The organism is Streptomyces sp. NPDC058157, assembly GCF_042884105.1.
Taxonomy (GTDB): domain Bacteria; phylum Actinomycetota; class Actinomycetes; order Streptomycetales; family Streptomycetaceae; genus Streptomyces.
Map to the genome: position 1 here is coordinate 1 of NZ_JBHVUQ010000014.1, position 21,076 is coordinate 21,076.

Annotated in this window: 10 protein-coding genes; 3 read left to right on the top strand and 7 right to left on the bottom strand. The window is 76.4% G+C overall.

The window, feature by feature from the left end; all coding sequences use genetic code 11:
* The coding region (locus ACFVXK_RS05850; RefSeq protein WP_389610281.1) for a DHA2 family efflux MFS transporter permease subunit at window positions 1-1,568 on the bottom strand (1,568 nt) is incomplete at its 3' end.
* Between the two features lie 57 nt (window positions 1,569-1,625).
* On the opposite strand from ACFVXK_RS05850, the gene ACFVXK_RS05855 reads away from it, so the two are divergent.
* Window positions 1,626-2,021, top strand: a complete 396-nt coding sequence (locus tag ACFVXK_RS05855) for a MarR family winged helix-turn-helix transcriptional regulator (RefSeq protein WP_389610282.1) — start codon at window positions 1,626-1,628, stop codon at window positions 2,019-2,021.
* Between the two features lie 4 nt (window positions 2,022-2,025).
* On the opposite strand, the gene ACFVXK_RS05860 is transcribed toward ACFVXK_RS05855, so the two are convergent.
* From ACFVXK_RS05860 to ACFVXK_RS05870, 3 genes are all read right to left on the bottom strand, one after another.
* Window positions 2,026-2,502, bottom strand: coding sequence for a carboxymuconolactone decarboxylase family protein (locus ACFVXK_RS05860; protein ID WP_389610283.1), 477 nt, complete (start codon window positions 2,500-2,502; stop codon window positions 2,026-2,028).
* A 173-nt stretch (window positions 2,503-2,675) separates the two neighbouring features.
* A complete protein-coding gene (locus tag ACFVXK_RS05865) occupies window positions 2,676-4,166 on the bottom strand; it encodes an MFS transporter (RefSeq protein WP_389610284.1) in 1,491 nt (496 codons plus the stop codon).
* 188 nt (window positions 4,167-4,354) lie between these two features.
* Entirely contained in the window at window positions 4,355-5,158 is an 804-nt protein-coding gene (locus tag ACFVXK_RS05870; protein WP_389610285.1) for an alpha/beta fold hydrolase, read from the bottom strand.
* A 223-nt stretch (window positions 5,159-5,381) separates the two neighbouring features.
* Here ACFVXK_RS05870 and ACFVXK_RS05875 point away from each other — a divergent pair, with 223 nt between their 5' ends.
* Both ACFVXK_RS05875 and ACFVXK_RS05880 read left to right on the top strand, forming a co-directional pair.
* Window positions 5,382-6,683, top strand: a complete 1,302-nt coding sequence (locus ACFVXK_RS05875; protein ID WP_389610286.1) for a PLP-dependent aminotransferase family protein — start codon at window positions 5,382-5,384, stop codon at window positions 6,681-6,683.
* A 65-nt stretch (window positions 6,684-6,748) separates the two neighbouring features.
* Window positions 6,749-7,510: a thioesterase II family protein gene (locus ACFVXK_RS05880; RefSeq protein ID WP_389610287.1), complete on the top strand. Its 762-nt coding sequence runs from the start codon at window positions 6,749-6,751 to the stop codon at window positions 7,508-7,510.
* A 416-nt stretch (window positions 7,511-7,926) separates the two neighbouring features.
* Here ACFVXK_RS05880 and ACFVXK_RS05885 read toward each other — a convergent pair whose 3' ends face one another.
* The 3 genes from ACFVXK_RS05885 to ACFVXK_RS05895 all read right to left on the bottom strand — a co-directional run bounded on the left by ACFVXK_RS05885 (window position 7,927) and on the right by ACFVXK_RS05895 (window position 21,076).
* Entirely contained in the window at window positions 7,927-11,124 is a 3,198-nt protein-coding gene (locus ACFVXK_RS05885; protein ID WP_389610288.1) for an AMP-binding protein, read from the bottom strand.
* 177 nt (window positions 11,125-11,301) lie between these two features.
* A complete protein-coding gene (locus ACFVXK_RS05890) occupies window positions 11,302-14,433 on the bottom strand; it encodes a type I polyketide synthase (RefSeq protein WP_389610289.1) in 3,132 nt (1,043 codons plus the stop codon).
* 4 nt (window positions 14,434-14,437) lie between these two features.
* Window positions 14,438-21,076 (bottom strand): type I polyketide synthase, encoded by a 6,639-nt coding sequence (locus tag ACFVXK_RS05895; protein WP_389610290.1) that lies wholly within the window; start codon window positions 21,074-21,076, stop codon window positions 14,438-14,440.

Sequence of the window (21,076 nt, forward strand, 5' to 3'; positions counted from 1 at the left end):
GGCACGGGGACTGCCGGGGCCGGGACTACGGAGGCCGGGGCGGGGGCCGCCGGGGCCGGGGCGGCGAGGGCGGGGGCTGCCGGGGCCGGGGCTGCGGCCGCCGGGTCCGGGGCTGCCGGGGCCGGGGCTGCGGGGGCCGGGGCTGTGGGGGTCGGGGCGGCGGTCGGCTGGGGCTTCGCGGTGGGGGTGCGGAGCAGGAGGCAGACGGCTGCTCCGGCGACGAGGACGGCCACCGGCAGGACCGCCGTGGTGTGCAGGGTGGCGGTGAAGGCGACGGCGTACGCCTTGCCGGTCGCCGGCTCGGCGGCGAGGCGGCCCTGGAGCAGCGCGCCGACGGCCGCCGCGCCCACCACCGAACCGATCTGCCGGACCGTGTTGTTGACCCCGGAGGCGGCACCGGCCAGGTGGGGCGGGACGTGGCGCATGGCCTCGGCGGACATCGGGGCGACGATGCACCCCACGCCGAGCCCGGTGGCCAGGGTGGCCGGGACGAAGGCGTACCAGGCGGTGGCGGGGGCGGCGATCAGCACGATGGCCACGATGCCCGCGGTGTAGCAGGCGAGTCCGGCCAGCAGGACGTACTTGCCGCCGATCCGGTCGGCGAGCCGGCCCGCGAAGGGTCCGACGGCCATCGACACCAGGGAGGACGGGGCGAGGACCAGGCCGGCTTTGACCGCGCTGAGGCCGAGGACGGACTGGAGGTAGAGGTTGAAGGGCAGGACCAGCCCGAGCATCGCCACGGAGACCAGACCGACCAGGGCCGTCATCGCGGTGAACCCGCGGTCCCGGAAGAGGGCGAAGGGGACGAGGGGTTCGCGGCCCTGCCGGCGGCGCTGGTGCAGCAGGAAGGCGACGGCCAGCGCGGCGCCGGCGGCCAGCAGGGCCTGGATCCCGGTGCCCCAGTCGTAGCGCCGGCCTTCCTGGAGGCCGAAGGCCAGGCAGAACAGGGCGGCGCCGGAGAGCAGGACGCCGGTCAGGTCGAAGCGGCGGGTGCGGGCGGGCCGGATGTCGGGGACGACCAGGAAGGTCAGGGCGAGCGCGGCGAGGCCGACGGGGACGTTGACCAGGAAGATCCAGCGCCAGCCGGCGGCGGAGACCAGGATGCCGCCCAGGGTGGGCCCCGAGAGGGTGGCGAGACCGGCGACCACGCCCCAGACACCCATCGCGGTGCCGCGCCGCGCGGCGGGGAAGACGGAGGCGATCAGGGTCGTCGTCTGCGGGGTGAGCAGGGCCGCGCCCAGGCCCTGGACGACGCGGGCGGCGATCAGGGCGGTGGCTCCGGAGGCCAGCCCGCAGCCGACGCCGGCCAGGGTGAACACCGCGAGACCCGCCGCGAAGAGGGCGCGCGGCCCGTACCGGTCGCCGAGCCGGCTCGCGGTGATGATCAGGACCGAGAGGGCCAGGGCGTAGCCGCTGACCACCCACAGGGTCCGGTCGAGCGAGGCCCCCAGGCCGCTCATCATGTCGGGGATCGCGATGTTGACGATCGTCAGGTCGAGCAGGGTCATGAAGAACCCGAGGGAGAGGGTCACCAGGACCGCCCAGGGGTTCGCTCGCCACTTCCGCACGGTCCGCTCCTTGTCGTCGCCGCCGCACCCGTTCGGGCCGCCTGGGACGAAGCGGCCATGCCCGAACCCGCGGGCGGCGGCCGGCACGGAGGGAGCGTCCGGTCCGTCCTGATCGTGGCCAGCGACGTGGCCGCCCGGCCCGGCAGCGCGGTGGGCGAGATCGCCGCCCGCACCGGGCTGCCGCAGAGCCAGGTCTCCACCGCGGTCGCCCGCCTCAAGGAGGCCGGCGCCGTGGTCACCGCACCCGACCCCGCCGACCGCCGCCGCATGCTGGTCACCCAGGCCGCCGAGGTGTCCGGCCGGGTGGCCGAGGTGCGGGCCGGCACCGTCGCGGACACCCTCGCCGCGGCCCTGGGCGAGGCCGCCCCCGAGCACCTCCAGGAGGTCGCCGACGCCCTGGAGGTGCTGGCCCGTCACCTTCCGCCGCAGGCCATGGCGAGGGTGCAGGGCTGACCGGTCAGCCGAACCGGCCCGCCACGTGGTCGCCGGCGGCCGGGCGGCGGGCGATGACGTTCAGCCGGTTGACCATGTTCATGAAGGAGATCAGCAGGGCGAGGGCGGTGAGCTGCTCCTCGTCGTAGTGCGCGGCGGCCTGCGCCCACGCCTCGTCGCCGACGCCGCCGGCCGCGTCCGCGATCCGGGTGCCCTCCTCGGCCAGCCGCAGGGCGGCGCGTTCGGCTTCGGTGAAGACCGTGGCCTCGCGCCAGGCGGCGACCAGGTGGAGCCGTACGTCGCTCTCGCCCGCCGCGGCGGCCTCCTTGGTGTGGATGTCGATGCAGACCGCGCAGCCGTTGATCTGGCTCACGCGCAGCGCCACCAGTTCCTGCGTGGTGACCGGCAGGGGCGATTCCTTGACGGCCTTGCCCGCCGAGGTGACGTACTTGAGGGCCTTGCCGGCGGTGGCGCTGGTGAAGTAGTCGAGTCGCGCGTCCATGGTGTGCCGCTCCTTCGCGGTGGTCCGTTCGCGGATACGCCCACCAGACGCCGGGCGGCGGGGTTCTGTGACAGCTCCGGTGGTGTGACCCGCGTCTCGCCGGGCGGGCGCGCGAACGGCCCGGAGGGCGGCCCCCGGGCGGGGGTCGGCCTCCGGGCCGTCAGGAGGGCGGGTCAGGCGGCGAGTTCGGGTTCCGCCGCCGGGGCGGGCTTCTTCTTGTCGCGCATGACCACCGTGGCCAGCAGGGCGGCGGCGAGGAGGCCGGCGGCGCTGAGGGTGAAGGTGGTGGCCATCGCGGAGGTGAAGGCCTCGCGGGCGGTGCGCAGCAGGGCGGCGTCGCCGGGGGCGGCGGCCAGGGCGCCGGCGAGCGAGTGGCGGGCCCCGGCGGGGGCGCCGGCCGGCATCTTCGCCGTGTAGCCGCTGGTCAGCAGGGAGCCGAGGATCGCGATGCCGAGGGCGGTGCCGGCCTGCTGGATGGTGTCGTTGAGGGCCGAGCCGACGCCCGCCCGCTCCTCGGGGATGGTGGCCATCAGGGCGCCGACCGCGGCCGGCATGGCCAGACCGGCGCCGAGGCCGAGGAGGCCGAGGGCGACCGCCGGGACGGCGAAGCCGGTGTCGGCGGAGACGGTGGTCAGGAGGGCGAACGAGGAGGCCATCACGAGCATCCCGGCCAGGACCAGGGGGCGGTTGCCGATCCGGGCGGCCAGCCCGGCGCCGGCGCCGTTGCCGACGAGGGCGGCGACGGCGAGCGGCACGAAGGCGAGGCCCGCTTCGAGGGGCGAGTAGCCGAGGACGAACTGCAGGTACTGGGTGAGGACCAGCAGCAGGCCGCCGTTGCCGATCTGGACCAGGGTCAGGGAGAGCGAACCGCCGCTGAAGTTGCGGTTCTTGAAGAGGACGAGGGGGACCATCGGGGAGGCGGTGGTGTTCTCCCACACCACGAAGCCGGCGAGGGCGACGACGGCCACGGCCAGGGTGAGGGCGGAGCGGCCGCCGAAGGCTCCGTGCTGCGGGATCTCGATGATCCACCAGACCAGGGCGGTCATCCCGGTGGCGGACAGGACCGCGCCCAGCGGGTCGGCCTTCTGCCAGGGGCCCTTGGACTCCGGCATCAGGGTGAGGGCGGCGGCGACGGCGAGGGCGACGACCGGAACGTTGATCAGGAAGATCGACTGCCAGGAGAACCGGTCGATCAGGACGCCGCCGAGGACGGGGCTGCCGACCAGGCCGAGCATCGAGACGGATCCCCAGGCGGCCATGGCCTTCGGCCGCTCCTCCTCGTCGAAGACGGTGATCAGGATGGACAGGGTGGACGGCATGATCAGCGCCCCGCCGACGCCCATGGCGACGCGTACGGCGATGACTTCGGCGGGGTCGGCCGCGAAGGTCGCGGCCAGCGAGGCGGCGCCGAAGAGGAGGAGGCCGATCAGCATGACCCGGCGGCGGCCGAACCGGTCGCCGAGGCTGCCGGAGGTGAGCAGGAGGCCCGCGAACACGAGGACGTAGGAGTCGAGGATCCACTGGGTGTCCTGGGCGCTCGCGCCGAGGTCGGCGGTCATGGACGGGACCGCGACGGTCAGCGCCATGGAGTCGACGACGAGGACCAGCGTGCTCAGGCACAGCACGATCAGGATCCACCAGCGGCGTGGGTTGCGGGTTTCCATGGGTGGTTCCCTCTCGGCTTCGCGGGCGGTGCCGGCGCCCGGGTGGCGTACGGCGTTGCTTGATGCGAACACTGTACGCATGATGGAACGCCGTTCGCAAGGGGTGTGTGTCGTACGCACGCCGCCCGCCCCCCGGCTCGAACGGACCGGGGGGCGGGCGGTGGTGAGGCGGGGTCAGGGACTCCGGGTCAGAGGGTCGCGAGGAACTCCCGGACGGCGGCGGCGAAGCCCTCGGGATCGGCCTGCTGGACGAAGTGGTCGGCGTCCAGGGCCCGGTAGGCCGTGCGGGGGCGGCGGGCGACCATGGCCCGGGCCTGCTCCCCGGGGAGGACCTGGCTGCGCAGGCCGTGGATCAGCAGGGCGGGGCAGTCGGTGGCGAGCCACTGGCGCCAGTGGTCGCCGCGGACCAGGGTCTCGGAGTCGACGGTGTCCCGGGGGTGGAAGGGCAGCCGCCAGCCGGAGCCGTCGGCGAGCGGGCGCAGCACCGGCCCGAGGGCGGCGGCGAGGGGCCCGCAGGAGGCGGCGAGTTCCTCGCGGGTGGGCGCCGCGTAGGGGAAGTCCAGCACGAAGGCGAGCGGGGAGGCGCCGTGGTCGGGCAGGTCGGCGGCGGTGTCGACGTCGATCAGCGCCTCGACCAGCCCGGGGCGTTCGGCGGCCAGGTGGCAGGCGTTGACCGCGCCGAGGGAGTGGCCGAGGAAGACCGCGCGGTCGATGCCGAGGTGGTCGAGGAGGGCGAGGAGGTCGGCGACGTAGCCGGCGCGGGTGTACTCCGGGGCGCGGTCGGAGTCGCCGTGGCCGCGCTGGTCGGGGGCGATCACCCGCCACTCGGGGCCGAGGGCGGCGGCCAGGGCGGTGAAGGAGGCGCCCTCGGAGAGGTGGCCGTGGAGGGCGACGAGGGGGCGGCCCGCGCCGCCGAAGTCCAGGTAGGAGAGGGTGCGGCCGTCGACGGTCAGGGTGGCGCGGGTGGGCTGGGCGGTGGTGGTGGCGTTCACGTCGGGGCTCCCTCGGTCGGGTGGGGCGGGCTTGCCGAGATCGACTATACGCATGTCTATGACAGATGTTCAATACGCTTGTATAGATCGCGCTCGTGGGGAGCAGCCCGCGGGGTGGCCGGCAGGGGCTGCTTCCGGCCATCCCGCGAGAGGGAATTGAGGAGGTCACGAGCGGGGGCTCCGATGCTGGCCGCCAAGGCCGGACGAGGGGTGGGGAGACGCGATGGGTCACTGTCCGCAGGACGGCCGCGGCGCCCCCGACCCGTATCTCGGCCGGTACGCCGCCCGTACCGCGGGCATGACGGCCTCGGAGATCCGGGCCCTGTTCGCGGTCGCCAGCCGGCCCGAGGTGGTCTCGCTGGCCGGCGGGATGCCCGACCTGGCCGCGCTGCCGCTGGAGACGCTCGCGGCCGAAACCTCGCGGATCGTCGCCGAACACGGCCTGACGGCGCTCCAGTACGCCTCGGCCCACGGCCTGCCCCTGCTGCGGGAGCAGATCTGCGAGGTCATGGCGCTGGAGGGGATCTCCGGCCACCCGGAGGACGTCGTGGTGACGGTCGGCTCCCAGATGGGCCTGGACCTGGTCGCCCGGCTGTTCTGCGACCCGGGTGACGTGGTGGTGGCCGAAGGCCCCTCGTACGTCGGCGCGCTGGGCTCCTTCGCCGCCTACCAGGCGGAGGTGGCGCACGTGGCCATGGACGAGCACGGCCTGGTCCCGGACGCCCTGCGGGCGGCGCTGCGGCAGGCCAGGAACGCCGGCCGGCGGGTGAAACTGCTGTACACGGTCCCGAACTTCCACAACCCGTCCGGGGTGACGCTGGCGGTGGGGCGGCGGGCGGAGGTCCTGGAGATCTGCCGCGCGCACGGCGTGCTGGTGGTCGAGGACAACCCGTACGGGCTGCTCGGCTTCGACGGGCGCACCCGCCCGGCGCTGCACTCCATGGACCCGGAGAACGTGGTCTACCTGGGCTCGTTCTCGAAGACCTTCGCCTCCGGCCTGCGGGTCGGCTGGGTGCTGGCGCCGCACCCGGTGCGGGAGAAGCTGGTGCTGGCCGCGGAGTCGGCCATGCTGTGCCCGCCCACCCTCAACCAGATGATCGTCTCGCGCTACCTGGCCACGCAGGACTGGCAGGGGCAGATCGCGACCTTCCGGGAGAACTACCGCGAGCGCCGCGACGCGATGCTCCGCGCCCTGGAGGAGTTCCTGCCGCCGGGATGCTCGTGGACCGAGCCGGAGGGCGGTTTCTACGTGTGGGTGAAGGTGCCCGAGGGCGTGGACACGCGGGCGATGCTGCCGCGGGCGGTGGCCGCGCGGGTGGCGTACGCCTCCGGCACCGGCTTCTACACGAACGGGCTCGGCAGCCGCCGGATGCGGCTGTCCTACTGCTACCCCACGCCGGAGCGGATCCGCGAGGGCGTGCGCCGGCTGGCCGCCGTGCTGGAGGCCGAACCGGCCCTCGCCCGCGCCGCCGCGGGCCCCGGCCGCAGGGCGCGGCGGCGCACGCCGGCACCCGAAGCGGTCTGACGGCGGCGGGACCCCCGGGCGCCCCGGGCCGCCGGGGCGCCCGCCAGACGAAGGGACACACGACAGTGAACAGCACCTGGTTCCGGCGCTACTCCACGGCGGCGGGGCGCGGTCCGCGGCTCGTGTGCTTCCCGCACGCCGGGGGCTCCGCGACGGCGTACAAGCCGCTGGCGCACGCCCTGGCCGGGGAGCTCGACGTGCTGGCCGTGCAGTACCCGGGCCGTCAGGACCGGTTCGCCGAGGAGCCGTTCACGGAACTGGAGCCGCTGGTCGAGGCGGTGACCGGGGAACTGGCCCGCACGCTGGCCGCGGATCCCGGACGGCCCTACGCGCTGTTCGGCCACAGCATGGGCGCGCTCGTCGCCTTCGAGACGGCCCGGCGCCTCGAAGGGGCCGGACTGCCGGGCCCCCTGCGGGTGTTCCTCTCCGGGCGGGGCGCGCCGGGCACCCGGTCCGGGGCGCACTACCTGCACTACGACGACGCCGACGTGCTGGCCGAGGTGCGCACGCTGAGCGGTACCGACCAGGCCCTGCTGGACAATCCGGAGGTCCTGGAGATGGTGCTGCCGGCGCTCCGCGCGGACTACCGCGTCGTCGCCGGCTACGCCTGGCGCGGCGGGGAGCCGCTCCGCGCGCCGGTGACGGCCCTGGTCGGGGACCGGGACCCGATGGTGACGGTCGGGGAGGCCTGGGCGTGGCGGGAGCACACCCGGGGCGGGTGCGCCCTGGAGGTCTTCCCCGGCGGCCACTTCTACCTCGACGCGCAGCTGGGCCCGGTCGCCTCGGCCGTCACCGAGGGACTGCTCGCCCGGGCCTCCGCCTTCTGACACCGCACGGCCGCGAGCCGCCGGACGGGCCGTGGGATCCTCCCGGGATCCCACGGCCCGCTGCGCGTGCCCGTCGCCGGGCGCGGCCGGGGGGTACGGCCCGGACGTACGACCCGGACCCGTCCGGGCACGCGGCCGGGCCACGACCGGGCAGCTGCCAGTCCACGGCCGGACGGATGGCCAGGCACGTGGCCCAAGTCGAGGGCGGGCATGTGGGCCGGGCCGCGGGCGGGCGGCGGCCCGGCCACCGTCAGGGCGCGGCCGGAGCGTACGGCCCTGGCGCGGACGCGCCCGTGGCCGGGTCCGCCCCCGGGCACGTGGACCAGGTCGTGGGCGGGCACGTGGCCGAGCCGCCGCCGGGACGCGGCCCGGGCGTACGGCCCGGGCGCGGCCGGGTGTGGGGCCCGGGGGCTGTGTCAGAGGACTGCGCCGTCCCTCGTGCGGCGGCTCAGGCTTGGGCGGCTGGAGCGGGCCAGGTCCTTCCACATGTCCGACAGGCCGGTGACCGTGCGCGCCGCGAACAGCCTGCGGATGGACACCTCCTGGTTCAGCTCCGCCCGGATCAGGCCGACCAGCCGGATGGCCCGCAGGGAGTTGCCGCCGAGGTCGAAGAAGTCCTCGTCGATGCCCACCCGGTCGAGTTCCAGCACCTCGGCGAAGGCCTTGGCGAGCACCCGCTCGGTGTCGTTGCGCGGGGCCCGGTAGGTCCCGCCGGCGGTCTCCGGCTCCGGCAGCGCCGCCCGGTCCAGCCTCCCGTCGGCCGTCAGCGGCAGGCGTCCGAGCACGGTGAACTCCGCCGGGACGAGGGATTCCGGCAGCCATCCGGCGGCGAACCGGCGCAGCTCCTCGGCCGACACGGTCCGGCCGGGCGCCGGGACCACGTAGGCCACGAGCCGCTGCCGGCCGGTGCCGTCCTGGCGGACGGCCACCGCCGAGCCGGCGAGCCCGGTGTGCTCGGCGAGCACCTCCTCGATCTCGGCGAGCTCGACCCGCACCCCGCGCACCTCGGCCCGGGTGGCCTCCGCGCCCACGTACTCCAGGAGGCCGTCGCCGCCCCACCGCACCCGGTCCCCGGTCCGGTACATGAGCGTGCCGGGCGGGCCGTAGGGGCAGGGCACGAAGCGTCCGGCGGTCAGCCCGGGCCGGCCGGGGTAGCCCCGGGCCACGCCGGGGCCTGCCACGTACAGCTCGCCGACGACGCCGACGGGGACGGGCGCGAGGCCCGGACCGAGCACGTGGAGGGCGGCGCCGTCGGCCGGGCGGCCGGCCGCGCCCGCGTGGCGCACCGGTTCGCCGGCGGCCAGGACGTGGCGGGCGGCGGAGACGGTGGTCTCCACGGGGCCGTGGCCGTGGACGATCGTCAGGTCCGGGCAGGCCTCGCGGACCCGGCGCAGCGCGGCCGCGGGCACCCGGTCGCCGCCGGTCCACACCTCGCGGAGGGCGGCGAGGCGTTCGGGACGGTCCGCCGCGACGGCCGTGAACAGGCCGGCGGGCAGCCACACCGTGGTGACGCCGTCCGCCGCGCACGCCGCGGCGAGGGCGTCGGCGTCGAGCTCGCCCGGCCCGGCCACGACCACCCGGCCGCCGTTGAGCAGGGGCACCCAGAGGTCGAGGGCGAGCGCGCCGCCGGTGTGCGGGGCGTGCCAGAGCACGGTGCCGTGGCCGGTGCGCCGCCGGCGGCGGTCCTGGACGAAGCGCGCCAGGTTGCGGTGCGTCAGGGCGACGGCGGCCCCGTCGGCGGGCTCGGAGCCGGGCAGTACGGCCAGCAGGCCGTCCGGGTGCGCGGCGGGCGCGGCCTGCGGGGCGGGGTCCCCGGCCTGGTCGAGGAGGTCCCCGAGGACGAGCACCGGCAGGCCGGGGACGTCCGGGAGCGCGGCGGGCGCGCCGGTGAGCAGGAAGCGGGCCGAGGCGGCGGCCGGTTCGGCGATCCGCTCGGCGGGGGCGGCGGGGTCGAGCGGCAGGTAGGCCGCCCCGGCCCGCACCACGCCCAGCAGGGCCACGGCCAGGTCCGCCGAGCGGGGCAGCGCGACCGCCACGACCGTCTCGGGGCCGACGTCCAGCCGGCGCAGCGCCGCCGCCAGGCGGGTCGCGCGGGCGTCGAGTTCCCGGTAGGAGAGGGCGAGGTCGCCGGAGACGAGCGCGAGGGCGTCGGGGTCCCGGCGGACCTGCTGGGCGAACAGCTCCGGAATGGTCAGTTCCGCCTCGGGCGCGTCCGCGTCCGGGGCCGCCGGCAGCTGCTCCGGTCCCGCTTCGGCCCGCAGCTCCAGCGCGCCGACGGGCCGGTCGGCGCCGGCCACCGCGGCGCGGACGCAGCCGATCAGCTCCTCGCCGATGAACCGCAGTTCCGCGCGGTGGTAGAGGCCGGCGGGGGCGTCGAGGCGGACGTACAGGTCGCTGTCGGGGCCGCCGTCGGTGTAGACGCCGATCGACAGCTCCTCGAAGGTGCCCGTCGTCGCTCCGGAGTAGCGGGCCGGGCTGTCGCCGAAGTGGAGCTGCTCCGCGAACTCGACGACGTTGACCACGGCGCCGAAGCTGCCGCGACCGCTCAGCACGGTCCCGGCGGCGCGCTGGATGTCCGAGTAGTGGCAGGCGGTGTGGTCGAAGATCTCGTAGGTCTCGTCGGCGAGGGCCTCGGCGACCTCGGCGAAGGTGGCGCCGAGCGGCACCTTGGCGCGGACGGGCACCACGTTGACCGCGAGGCCGGGGGTCCGGCTGGCCACGCCGACCCGGTTGCTGACGGCCAGGGAGAAGAGGAACTCGGGCCGGTCGCAACGGTGGCGCAGGAAGACGGCGGTGGCGGCGGTCAGCAGCTGCGAGGTCCACACGCCCAGGTCCTGGGCGGCCCGGGTCCAGGCGTCGGCCTCGGCGCGCGGGACGGTGAGCGTCCGGCTCACCATGCCGATGGTCTCGGCCACTTCCGACCAGCGGTCGGCGCTGCTCAGCGGCTCGGAGAGGGCGGCCCGCTGGGCGTCGGAGAGGGCGACGCGCGGGACCTGGGCGGGCGCGGGGGCGTCCTTGAGGTAGTCGCGCCAGAAGGCGCCGTCCTCGGTGAACCGCGGGGAGGCGAGGTACTCGACCGCCTCGGCGGCGAAGGACTCCGCGTCCCACGGGTGCGCGGGCTCCGGCACCGCCTCGCCGCGCACCAGCGCCGTGTACACCTCGGCGAGCCGGCGCGAGAGCAGGCCGCCGGCGCCGAAGCCGTCGGATATGAGGTGGTGGTAGGCGATCACCAGCAGGGAGCGGTCCGCCGCGAGCCGGACCACGCCGAGCCGGAACAGCAGGTCCCGCTCCAGGTCGAAGGGTTGGCGCACCATCTCGGCCAGGGCCTCGCGGGCCGCCCGCTCGGGGTCGGCCTCGGCGGACAGGTCGAGGAGGAACGGCTGCCAGTCCCCCAGCTCCCGGGGGACCAGCCGCAGTCCGGCGCCCTCGTCGACGAAGTTGACGCGCAGGACCTCCGCCTCGCCCATGACGTGCCGGAACGCGGACGCGATGGCCTCCCCGTCCAGCGCACCGGCCACGTCCCACATGGTCAGCGCATGGTTGGGCGTGTCGGGCGCCATCTTCTGCGCCCGCCACATCCCTTCGTGCGCGGACGACACACCGAACGAAGGCACACAGATCAACCCCTCAGCAGACAGGCCCGGGAATCGGCGGAACTCGCGGATCACCCCCACCTTCGGGGAAGCGGTTCGGCCGTTCAAGACACCTGGCCGCCGGGCGGGACGGACACGGCCGGGCCTGGAGTGTCCCGCCGGCGGGACACTCCCCCGGGCGGCCCGGGCGCCGCCCGGTCACCGCCCCGCGGCGCCGGCGAGCGAGTCCGCGATGTGCCCGGCGATGCGCCGGGGCGAGGGCTGGCGCAGCACCAGGTTCGCCCGCAGCTTCAGCCCGGTCGAGGCGGTCAGGCGCTTGCTCAGCTCCGCCGACAGCAGCGAGTCGAAGCCGATCTCCTTGAACTCCTGGTCGGGGTCGACCGAGGCGCCCGAGGCGTGGCCGAGGACGACGGCGACCTTCTCCAGGACGTGTGCGAGCACGAGCGCCCGCGCGTCCTCCCCGGAGAGGGCGGCGACCCGCTCGGGCAGGGGGACCAGGTGCTCCTCGTCCGCCGGCCCCTCCGCCGCCGCCGGGGCCTGCGCGTCCGCCACCGCCGCGGCCGGCTGCGCCGCGGCCAGCCAGTACCGCCGGCGCTGGAAGGCGTACGTCGGGAGGTCGGCGCGGGGGCGCTCGCCGAACAGGGCGGTCCAGTCCACGGAGCCGCCGCGGACGTGGAGCCCGGCCAGCGAGCCGAGCACGGACTCCACCTCGTCGCGGTCCCGCCGGGACGAGGACAGCACGAGGGCGTCGTCCAGGTCCTCGACGATCTCCTGGACCGGGACGGTCAGCACGGGGTGCGGGCTCATCTCGATGAACACCCGGAAGCCGTCCTCGGCCAGCCGCCGCACGGAGGGCTCGAAAAGCACCTTTTCGCGCAGGTTGTCGTACCAGTAGCCGGCGTCCAGCCGCGTGGTGTCGATGAACCCGCCGTACAGGGTGGAGCAGAAGGGGACCTCCGAGGGGCGCGGCTCCACCCCGACGAGCGGGCCGGTCACCTGGTCGCGGACCCGCGCCACCTGGTGGGAGTGGGAGGCGTAGTCCACCGCGATCCGCCGGGCCTGGGCCCCGTCCGCCTTCATCTTCTCGACGAACTCGTCGAGCGCGTCCGGCTCCCCGGACACCACCACCGAGCGGGGCCCGTTGACGACGGCGACGGCCAGCCGGCCGTCCCACGGGGCGAGGCGCTCCGCCACCACTTCCGCGGACTCGGCCACCGAGGCCATCCCGCCGTGCCCGATCAGCTCCACCAGGGCCCGGCTGCGCAGCGCCACGATCCGGGCGGCGTCCCGCAGCGACAGCGCGCCGCCGACGCAGGCGGCGGCGATCTCGCCCTGGCTGTGCCCGACCACCGCGCCCGGCTCCACGCCCCAGGAGCGCCACAGGCCGGCCAGGGAGACCATCATCGCGAACAGGGCGGGCTGGACCACGTCCACCCGGTCCAGGGACGGCGCCCCCTCCACCCCCCGCACCACGTCGAGCAGCGACCAGTCGACCCACTCCGACAGGGCGTCCGCGCACGCGTCCAGGTGCCGGGCGAAGACCGGGAACGCGGTGTACAGCTGCCGGCCCATGCCCACCCACTGCGAGCCCTGCCCGGGGAAGACGAAGACGGTCCCGCCGGGCCTGGCGGCCGTCCCGCGCACCACCGCCGGGGACTCGGCGCCCTCGCCGAGGGCGGCCAGCGCGTCCAGCAGCCCGTCGCGGCCGCGCCCCAGCACCACCGCCCGGTGCTCGAACCGCGACCGGTGCGCGACCAGGGAGGCGCCGACGGCGGGGAGGTCGGCGTGCGGATCGGCGGCGAGGAGGGCGCGCAGGGCGGCCGCCTGCCCCTGCAGGGCGGCCGCGCTCTTGCCGGAGAGGATCCAGGGGAGCACTCCGCCCGCGACCTCCGGGCCCGCGGCAGCGGGCTCCGGCGCCGGCTCCTGCGGGGCCTCCTCCAGGATCACGTGGGCGTTCGTGCCGCTGACCCCGAACGAGGACACCCCGGCCCGGCGCGGGCCGTCGGGCCGGGTCCACTCCCGGCCCTCCACCAGCAGTTCGACGCCGCCGGAGGACCAGTCGACGTGCCGGGAGGGCTCGCCCACGTGGAGGGTCCGGGGCAGGTGGCGGTGGCGCAGCGCCATCACGGCCTTGATGACCCCGGCGACCCCGGCGGCGGCCTGGGCGTGGCCCATGTTCGACTTCAGGGAGCCCAGCCACAGCGGGCGGTCCCGGTCGCGGTCGCGGCCGTACGTGGCGAGCAGGGCCTCCGCCTCGATGGGGTCGCCCAGGACGGTCCCGGTGCCGTGCGCCTCGACCAGGTCCACCTCGGCGGCGGTGACGCCCGCGTCGGCCAGGGCCCGGCGGATCACCTTCTCCTGGGCGCGGCCGTTGGGCGCGGTGAGGCCGTTGCTGGCGCCGTCCTGGTTGACCGCGGAGCCGCGCAGGAGGGCGAGCACCGGGTGGCCGTGGCGGCGGGCGTCGGAGAGCCGCTCCAGCAGCAGGACGCCGACGCCCTCGGCCCAGCCGGTGCCGTCCGCGCCGTCGGCGAAGGCCTTGCAGCGGCCGTCGGGCGAGAGGGCGCCCTGGCGGGCGAACTCCACGAAGGCCGCGGGCGAGGACATCACCAGCGCGCCGCCCGCCAGCGCCATCGAGCACTCCCCCGCGCGCAGCGACCGCGCCGCCATGTGCAGGGCCACCAGCGAGGAGGAGCAGGCGGTGTCCAGGGACACGGCCGGGCCGGTCAGGCCCAGTTCGTACGCCACCCGGCCGGAGGCGACGCTCAGCGAGCTGCCGTAGAGCAGGTAGCCCTCCAGCTCGCTCTGGCCCGCCTCCAGGAAGCGCCATCCGTACTCGGTGGAGCTCACCCCGGTGAACACCCCGACCTCGGTGCCGCGGACGTCGGCGGGGACGATGCCGGCCCGTTCGAAGGCCTCCCAGGAGGTCTCCAGGAGCAGCCGCTGCTGCGGGTCGGTGGCGAGGGCCTCGCGGGGGCTGATGCCGAAGAACTCGGCGTCGAACCCGGCCGGGTCGGCCAGGAACCCGCCGTGGCGGACGTGGGCGCTGCCGGGGGTGTCGGGGTCCGGGTCGTACACGTCGCGCCAGCCGCGGTCGGCCGGGAAGGCGTCCACGACGTCGCGGCCCTCGCGGACCACCTCCCACAGCTCCTCGGGCGAGGAGACGCCCCCCGGGTAGCGGCAGGCCATGGCGACCACCGCGATCGGCTCGTCCCGGCCGGCCCTGAGGGCCTCGTTCTCCTGGCGGAGCCGGTCGCGCTCCTCCAGCAGGGTGCGCAGCGCCCGCTGGACCCGGTCCGAGCCCTCCGCCGTCTGGTCCGCGGCGTTGGTCATGTCTCTACCTCTTCTCATCCAGGGCCAGGTCGAGCAGCGCGTCCAGGTCCATGCCCGCGAGCTCCTCCGCGTCGGCGGCCTCCGGCGCCGCGCCGGGGCCGGCTTGCGGCCCGGGCGCGTCCGCGCAGGCGAGGACGGCCTCCAGGAGGCCCGCCCGGCGCAGGGCCTCGACGGATACGGTGCGCAGCGCCTCCCGGATCTCCGCGTCCCGCGCCGGTTCCGCGGCCGTGCCCGCGCCGGCGTCCTCGGGCGCCGCGGGGCGGAGCAGGTCGAGGAGGTGTCCGGCGAGTTCGTCCGGGGTGGGGTAGCTGAAGACGAGGGTGGAGGGCAGGCGCAGTCCGGTCGCGGCGGCCAGGCGGTTGCACAGTTCGACGGCGGTCAGCGAGTCGAACCCGAGCTGGGTGAACGGCTGGCCGGCGTCGACCGCGGTACCGGCCGGGTGGCCGAGGACGACGGCCGCCTGGTCGCACAGCCAGTCCAGGACGGCCGTCCGCGCCTCGCCGGCCGGCAGGGACGCCAGTCCCGCGGGCAGTCCGGAGGGGCCGGAGTGCGGTGCGGCGGCGTTCCCCGTCCGGCGCGGGCGTCCGGCGTCGGCGAGGCCGCGCAGCAGCGGCGGCAGTTCCCCGGCGGGCCGGCCGCGCAGCCCGGCGAGGTCCATCCGGGCCGGGACGAGGACGGGGGCGCCGTGCGCGCAGGCCGCGTCGAACAGGGCGAGGGCCTCCGCGGTGGGCATGGGGGCGACGCCCATCCGGCGGAGCCGGGAGAGGTCGGCCCCCTCCAGGCCCTCGGTCATGGCGCTGCTCTGTTCCCACCAGCCCCAGGCCAGGGAGGTGGCGGGCCGTCCGGCGGCCCTGCGGCGGGTGGCCAGGGCGTCCAGGAAGGCGTTCGCGGCGGCGTAGTTGGCCTGGCCGGCGGTGCCGAGCGTGCCGGCGAGGGCGGAGAACGGGAGGAACGCCGACAGGGTGTGGTCCCGGGTCAGTTCGTCCAGGTGGAGCGCGCCGCCGGCCTTGGCGCCCAGCACGTGGCGCAGCCCTTCGGCGGTCAGGGACGCGAGGGTGCCGTCCGCCAGCGCGCCGGCCGCGTGGACCACCGCGGTCAGCGGGTACCCGGCGGGCACGTCGGCGAGCAGCGCGGCCACGGCGTCCCGGTCGGCGACGTCGCAGGCCACGACCCGCACGGCGGCGCCCGCCGCCTCCAGCTCGGCGACCAGTTCGGGCACCCCGTCGGCCGCCGGGCCCCGGCGGCTCGCCAGCAGCAGGCTGCGGACGCCGTGGTGCGCGGCCAGGTGGCGGGCCACGAGCGAGCCCACGCCGCCGGTGCCGCCGGTGACCAGGACGGTGCCGCCGCCGAAGCCGTCGCCCAGTTCGAGGACGAGCTTGCCGGTGTGGCGGCCCTGGCTCATCTCGCGGAAGGCGGCGCGCGCGTCGCGGACGTGGCGCACGGAGACCGGGCCGAGCCGGATCCGGCCGTCGGCGAACAGGGCCATGACCTCGCGGAACATCTCCTGGAGCGCGTCCGGGCCGGCCGAGCCGTAGAGGTCGAAGGCCTGGTAGCGGACCCCGGGGTGGTCGGCGGCGACCTGCCCGGGCTCGCGGATGTCCGTCTTGCCCATCTCGATGAAGTCGCCGCCGTCGGGGAGGAGTTGCAGCGAGGCGTCGACGAAGGTGTGCGCGAGGGAGTTCAGGACCACGTCGACCCCGCGGCCGCCGGTGGAGTCGAGGAACTTCTGCACGAAGTGCAGGTCGCGCGAGGACGCCAGGTGGGCGTCGTCCAGGCCCTGGGCACGCAGGGCGGGCCACTTGGCCGGGCTCGCGGTCGCGTAGACCTCCGCGCCGACGTGCCGGGCCAGCTGGACGGCGGCCGTGCCGACGCCGCCGGCCGCGGCGTGGACCAGGATGCGCTGGCCCTTCTTCAGCCGCATCACGTGGAAGAGGGCGTAGTAGGCGGTGAGGAAGGTGCTGGGCACGGACGCCGCCTCGGCGTGGTTCCATCCGTCGGGGACCGCCGCCAGCAGGCGGTGGTCGGCCACGGCGACCTTGCCGAAGGCGCCGGGGAAGATGCCGGTCACCCGGTCGCCGGGCCGGAAGGCGGTCACGTCGGGCGCCGTCTCCAGGACCACGCCGGAGCCCTCGCTGCCGAGTCCGGCGTCGAAGGCCGTCCGGTCGATGAGGCCCAGGGCGATCGTGACGTCGCGGAAGTTGAGGCCGGCCGCCTGGACGGCGATGCGGACCTGTCCGCTCTCCAGGGGCGCCTCCACCTCGGGGCAGGGCACCCAGGTGAGGTTCTCCAGCGTGCCGCGCCGCGGGATGCCGAGGCGGTGGGCGCCGTCCGACGGGGGTTCGAGGCGCCCGTCGGCGGGCGCGGCCGGCGCCAGGCGGGGGACGAGGTACGCGCCCTCGCGGACCGCCAGCTGCTCGTCGGGCAGGCGCAGGGCGCCCGGGAGGCCGGCCCGGGAGGTGTCGGCGTCGTCGGTGTCGAGCAGGCGGAACCTGCCGGGGTGTTCGGTCTGGGCGGAGCGGACCAGGCCCCACACGGAGGCGCCGGGGAGGCTTTCGACGTCCTCGCCGGGGGCGGTGGCGAGGGCCCGGCGGGTGAGGACCACCAGGGTGGTCGCGGCGAGCCGCTCGTCGGCGAGGAAGGCCTGGAGCAGGCCGAGGACGCGTTCCCCGGCGGCGGTGACGGAGCCGAGGACGTCCTCGTCGGCGGTGGTGTGGTCGTCCGGGCAGAACACCAGGTGGCCGGGGGCGCCTCCGTCGGCGGGGAGGGCGGCGAGGGAGGCGTGGAGGACGGCGCCGGCTTCCGCGGCGAGCCGGGCGGCCCGGCCGTCCGGGGGGCCGAGCACGGCCCAGGGGCCGGGGGCGGTGTCCTGCGGGGCGGCCGGGACCGGGCGCCACTCCAGGGCGTACAGCGGGTGCTCGGGGCCGCCGCGGGCGGCGCGCACCTGCTCGGCGGTGGCCGGGCGGAAGGTCAGCGCGTCCACGCGGGCGCTCTCGCGGCCCTGTTCGTCGGCGACCGTGAGGGACACGGTCCCTTCGCCGGCGGGGGTCAGGCGGACGCGGACGGTCGGGCCGCACGGCCCGGTGAGGGCGGCGCCGGACCAGGAGAACGGCATCCAGCCCTGCTCGTCGGTGACGGTGATGACCCCGCCGACGACCACGGCGTGCAGGACGGTGTCGGTGAGCGCCGGGTGCAGGGCGAAGGCGCCCGAGGCGGCCTCCTCGGGGAGGGTGGCGAGGGCGAAGAGGTCCTCGCCGCGCCGCCAGACCTCGCGCAGCCCGCGGAAGGCGGGGCCGTAGTCGAAGCCGTGGCCGGCGAGGGAGTCGTAGAGGCCGTCGAAGGGGAGCCGTTCGGCACCGGCCGGGGGCCAGACGGACAGCGGGGCGGCGGCCGGGGCGCGGTCGGCCGCCGGTGCCGCTCCGTGCGGGGCCAGGGTGCCCAGGGCGTGGCGGGTCCAGCCGCCGTCGGCCGTGGCGCCGTCGGCGGGGCGCGCGTACACGTCCAGGGGGCGGTGTCCCGTCCCGTCCGCGGCGCCGACGACCATCCGCACCTGCACCTCGCCCTCGTCGGGCAGGACCAGCGGGACCTCCAGGGAGAGTTCGGCGACCGCCGGGCAGCCGGTGTGCGCGCCCGCCGACAGGGCCAGGTCCAGGTAGGCGGTCGCCGGGACGACGGCCGAGCCGAACACCGCGTGGTCGGCGAGCCAGCCGTGGGTGCGCAGGGACCACAGGCCGGTGAACACGCTCTCCCCGGTGCCGGGGTGGTCGACCACCGCGCCCAGCAGCGGGTGGCCGGGGGCCGACAGCCCGGCGGAGGCCACGTCGGCCGGGCCGGACCCGGCGAGGAAGTCCAGCCAGTAGCGCTGGTGCTGGAAGGCGTACGTGGGCAGGTCGACGGGCGGGCGGGGGCCGGTGAGGGCGGCCCAGTCCACGGCGGCGCCCCGCACGTGCAGGGCGGCCAGGGCTCCGGCCAGGCCCTCCGCGGCGTCGCGGCCGCGCCGGGAGGAGGCCACGACCGCCGCGTCCACGCCCTCGGCGGCGAAGGCGTCCTTGACGAGGCCGGCCAGGGTCGGGCCGGGGCCGACTTCGAGGAAGACGTCCGTCCCGGCGGCGCGGGCCCGTTCGACGGCGTCGTGGAAGCGCACGGGGGCGCGGACGTGGTCCACCCAGTGGGCGGCGGAGCGCAGTTCCCGGAGGGTGGCCTCGCGGCCCAGGAGGGTGGAGACGACCGGGATCGCCGGTTCCCCGTCGGCGTCGGCTTCGGGGAAGGCGGGCAGGGCCGCCTCGAACTCCTCCAGGACCGGGTCCATCAGCGGGGAGTGGAAGGCGTGGTCGACCGGGAGGAGCTTCGCCGAGCGGCCCTCGGCGAGGAGCCGGTCGCGCAGGGCGTGGACCTCCTCGCGCAGTCCGGACACCACCACCGACTCGGGGCCGTTGAGGGCGGCGGTCCCGACCCGGCCGGATCCGTCGAGGAGCGGCTCCACCTCGGCCAGCGGGGCGCGGACGGCCAGCATGGCGCCGGGTTCGGTGACGGCCTGCATGGTGCGGCCGCGGGCGGCGACGAGCCGGGTCGCGGTGTCCAGGTCGAGCGCCCCGGCAACGTGCGCGGCGGCGATCTCGCCGACGGAGTGGCCGATCAGCCGGTCCGGGCGCGGGCCGTAGCGGGTCAGGGTCCGGTAGAGGGCGACCTGGAGGGCGAAGAGGGCGGGCTGCATGACGTCGGTGCGGTCGGCGCCCTCGGGCTCGTCGGCGAGGAGCAGGGGCTTCAGGGCGAAGGGGAGGTGGGTGTCGAAGCGGGCGCAGACCTCGTCGAGGGTCCGGGCGAACACGGGGAAGGCCGCGCACAGTTCGCGGGCCACGCCGGTCCACCGCGCGCCCTGCCCGGGGAACAGGAAGGCGGCGGCGCCGGAGTCTGCGGCCGTGCCGCGGACCACGGCGGGGCCCTCCGCGCCCCCGGCGAGGGCGGCGAGGCCGTCGAGGAGGGCGTCACGGCCCCGGCCGAGGACGACGGCGCGGTGCTCGAAGCGGGCCCGGCCCGACACGAGGGAGGCGCCGATGCCCGCGAGATCGGCGTCCGGGTCGGCGGCGACGAACGCGCGCAGCCGCTCGGCCTGGTCCCGCAGGGCCTGCTCGGAGCGGGCCGACAGCAGCCAGGGCAGCGGACCGGCGGCACCCAGGGCGTCGGGGGCGGGGGCGGATTCGGGCGCGGGGGCGGAACCGGATGCGGGCCTGGAAGTGGCGGAGGCGGGCTCCTCCTCCGGGGCCTGTTCCAGGATCAGGTGGGCGTTGGTGCCGCTGGCGCCGAAGCTGGAGACGCCGGCCCGGCGGGGGCGGCCGGGTGCCGTGGTCCACTCGCGGGCCTCGGTGAGCAGTTCGACGGCGCCGGCCGACCAGTCCACGTGGGTCGAGGGCCGGTCCACGTGCAGGGTCCTGGGCATGACCCCGTGCCGCATCGCCATGATCATCTTGATGATGCCGCCCACGCCGGCGGCGGCCTGGGTGTGGCCGATGTTCGACTTCAGCGAGCCCAGCCACAACGGGCTGCCCGGCTCCCGGTCCTGCCCGTAGGTGGCGAGCAGGGCCTGCGCCTCGATGGGGTCGCCGAGGGTGGTTCCCGTGCCGTGGGCCTCCACGACGTCGACGTCCCCGGCCTGGACGCGGGCGTTGGCCAGCGCGGCCCGGATCACCCGCTGCTGGGCGGGACCGCTGGGCGCGGTCAGGCCGTTGGAGGCGCCGTCCTGGTTGACGGCGGAGCCGCGGACGACCGCCCAGATCCTGCGGCCGTTGCGGCGGGCGTCGGAGAGCCGCTCCAGGACCAGCATGCCGACGCCCTCGGCGAAGCCGGTGCCGTCGGCCGCGTCGGCGAACGCCTTGCAGCGGCCGTCGGCCGACAGGCCGCGCTGGCGGGCGAACTCCCGGAACACCTGGGGCGTCGCCATGACGGTGACCCCGCCGGCCAGGGCGAGGCCGCACTCGCCCTGGCGCAGCGACTGCACGGCCTGGTGCACCGTCACCAGCGAGGAGGAGCAGGCGGTGTCGGTGGAGACGGCCGGGCCCTCCAGACCCAGCGCGTACGAGACCCGGCCCGAGGCCACGCTCAGCAGGGAGCCGGTCTGGGCGTAACCGGAGATGACCTCGGGGGTGAAGTGGTGGTTGCCGTAGCCGAAGTAGGCGAGGCCCGCGAAGACGCCGGTGGCGCTGCCGCGCAGGGAGTGCGGGTCGATGCCGGCCCGTTCCAGCGCCTCCCACGAGGTCTCCAGGAGCAGCCGCTGCTGCGGGTCGGCGGCCAGCGCCTCGCGCGGGTTGATCTCGAAGAACTCGGCGTCGAAGTCCCCGGCGCCGTCGAGGAACCCGCCCGAGCGGGTGTAGCAGGTGCCGGGCCGGTCGGGGTCGGGGTCGTAGAGCCCCTCCAGGTCCCAGTGGCGGTCCTGCGGGAACTCCGAGACGGCGTCCGCGCCCGTCCGCACCAGCTCCCACAGGTCCTCCGGGGAGCCGGCGCCGCCCGGATAGCGGCAGGCGACGCCGACCACCGCGATGGGCTCGGCGGTGGCGTCGGTCAGTTCCTGGAGGCGTTTGCGGGTCTCGAGCAGCTCGATCGAGGTCCGCCTGAGGTACTCCAGGACCTCGGCGCCGTTGTCGTTCGTCAT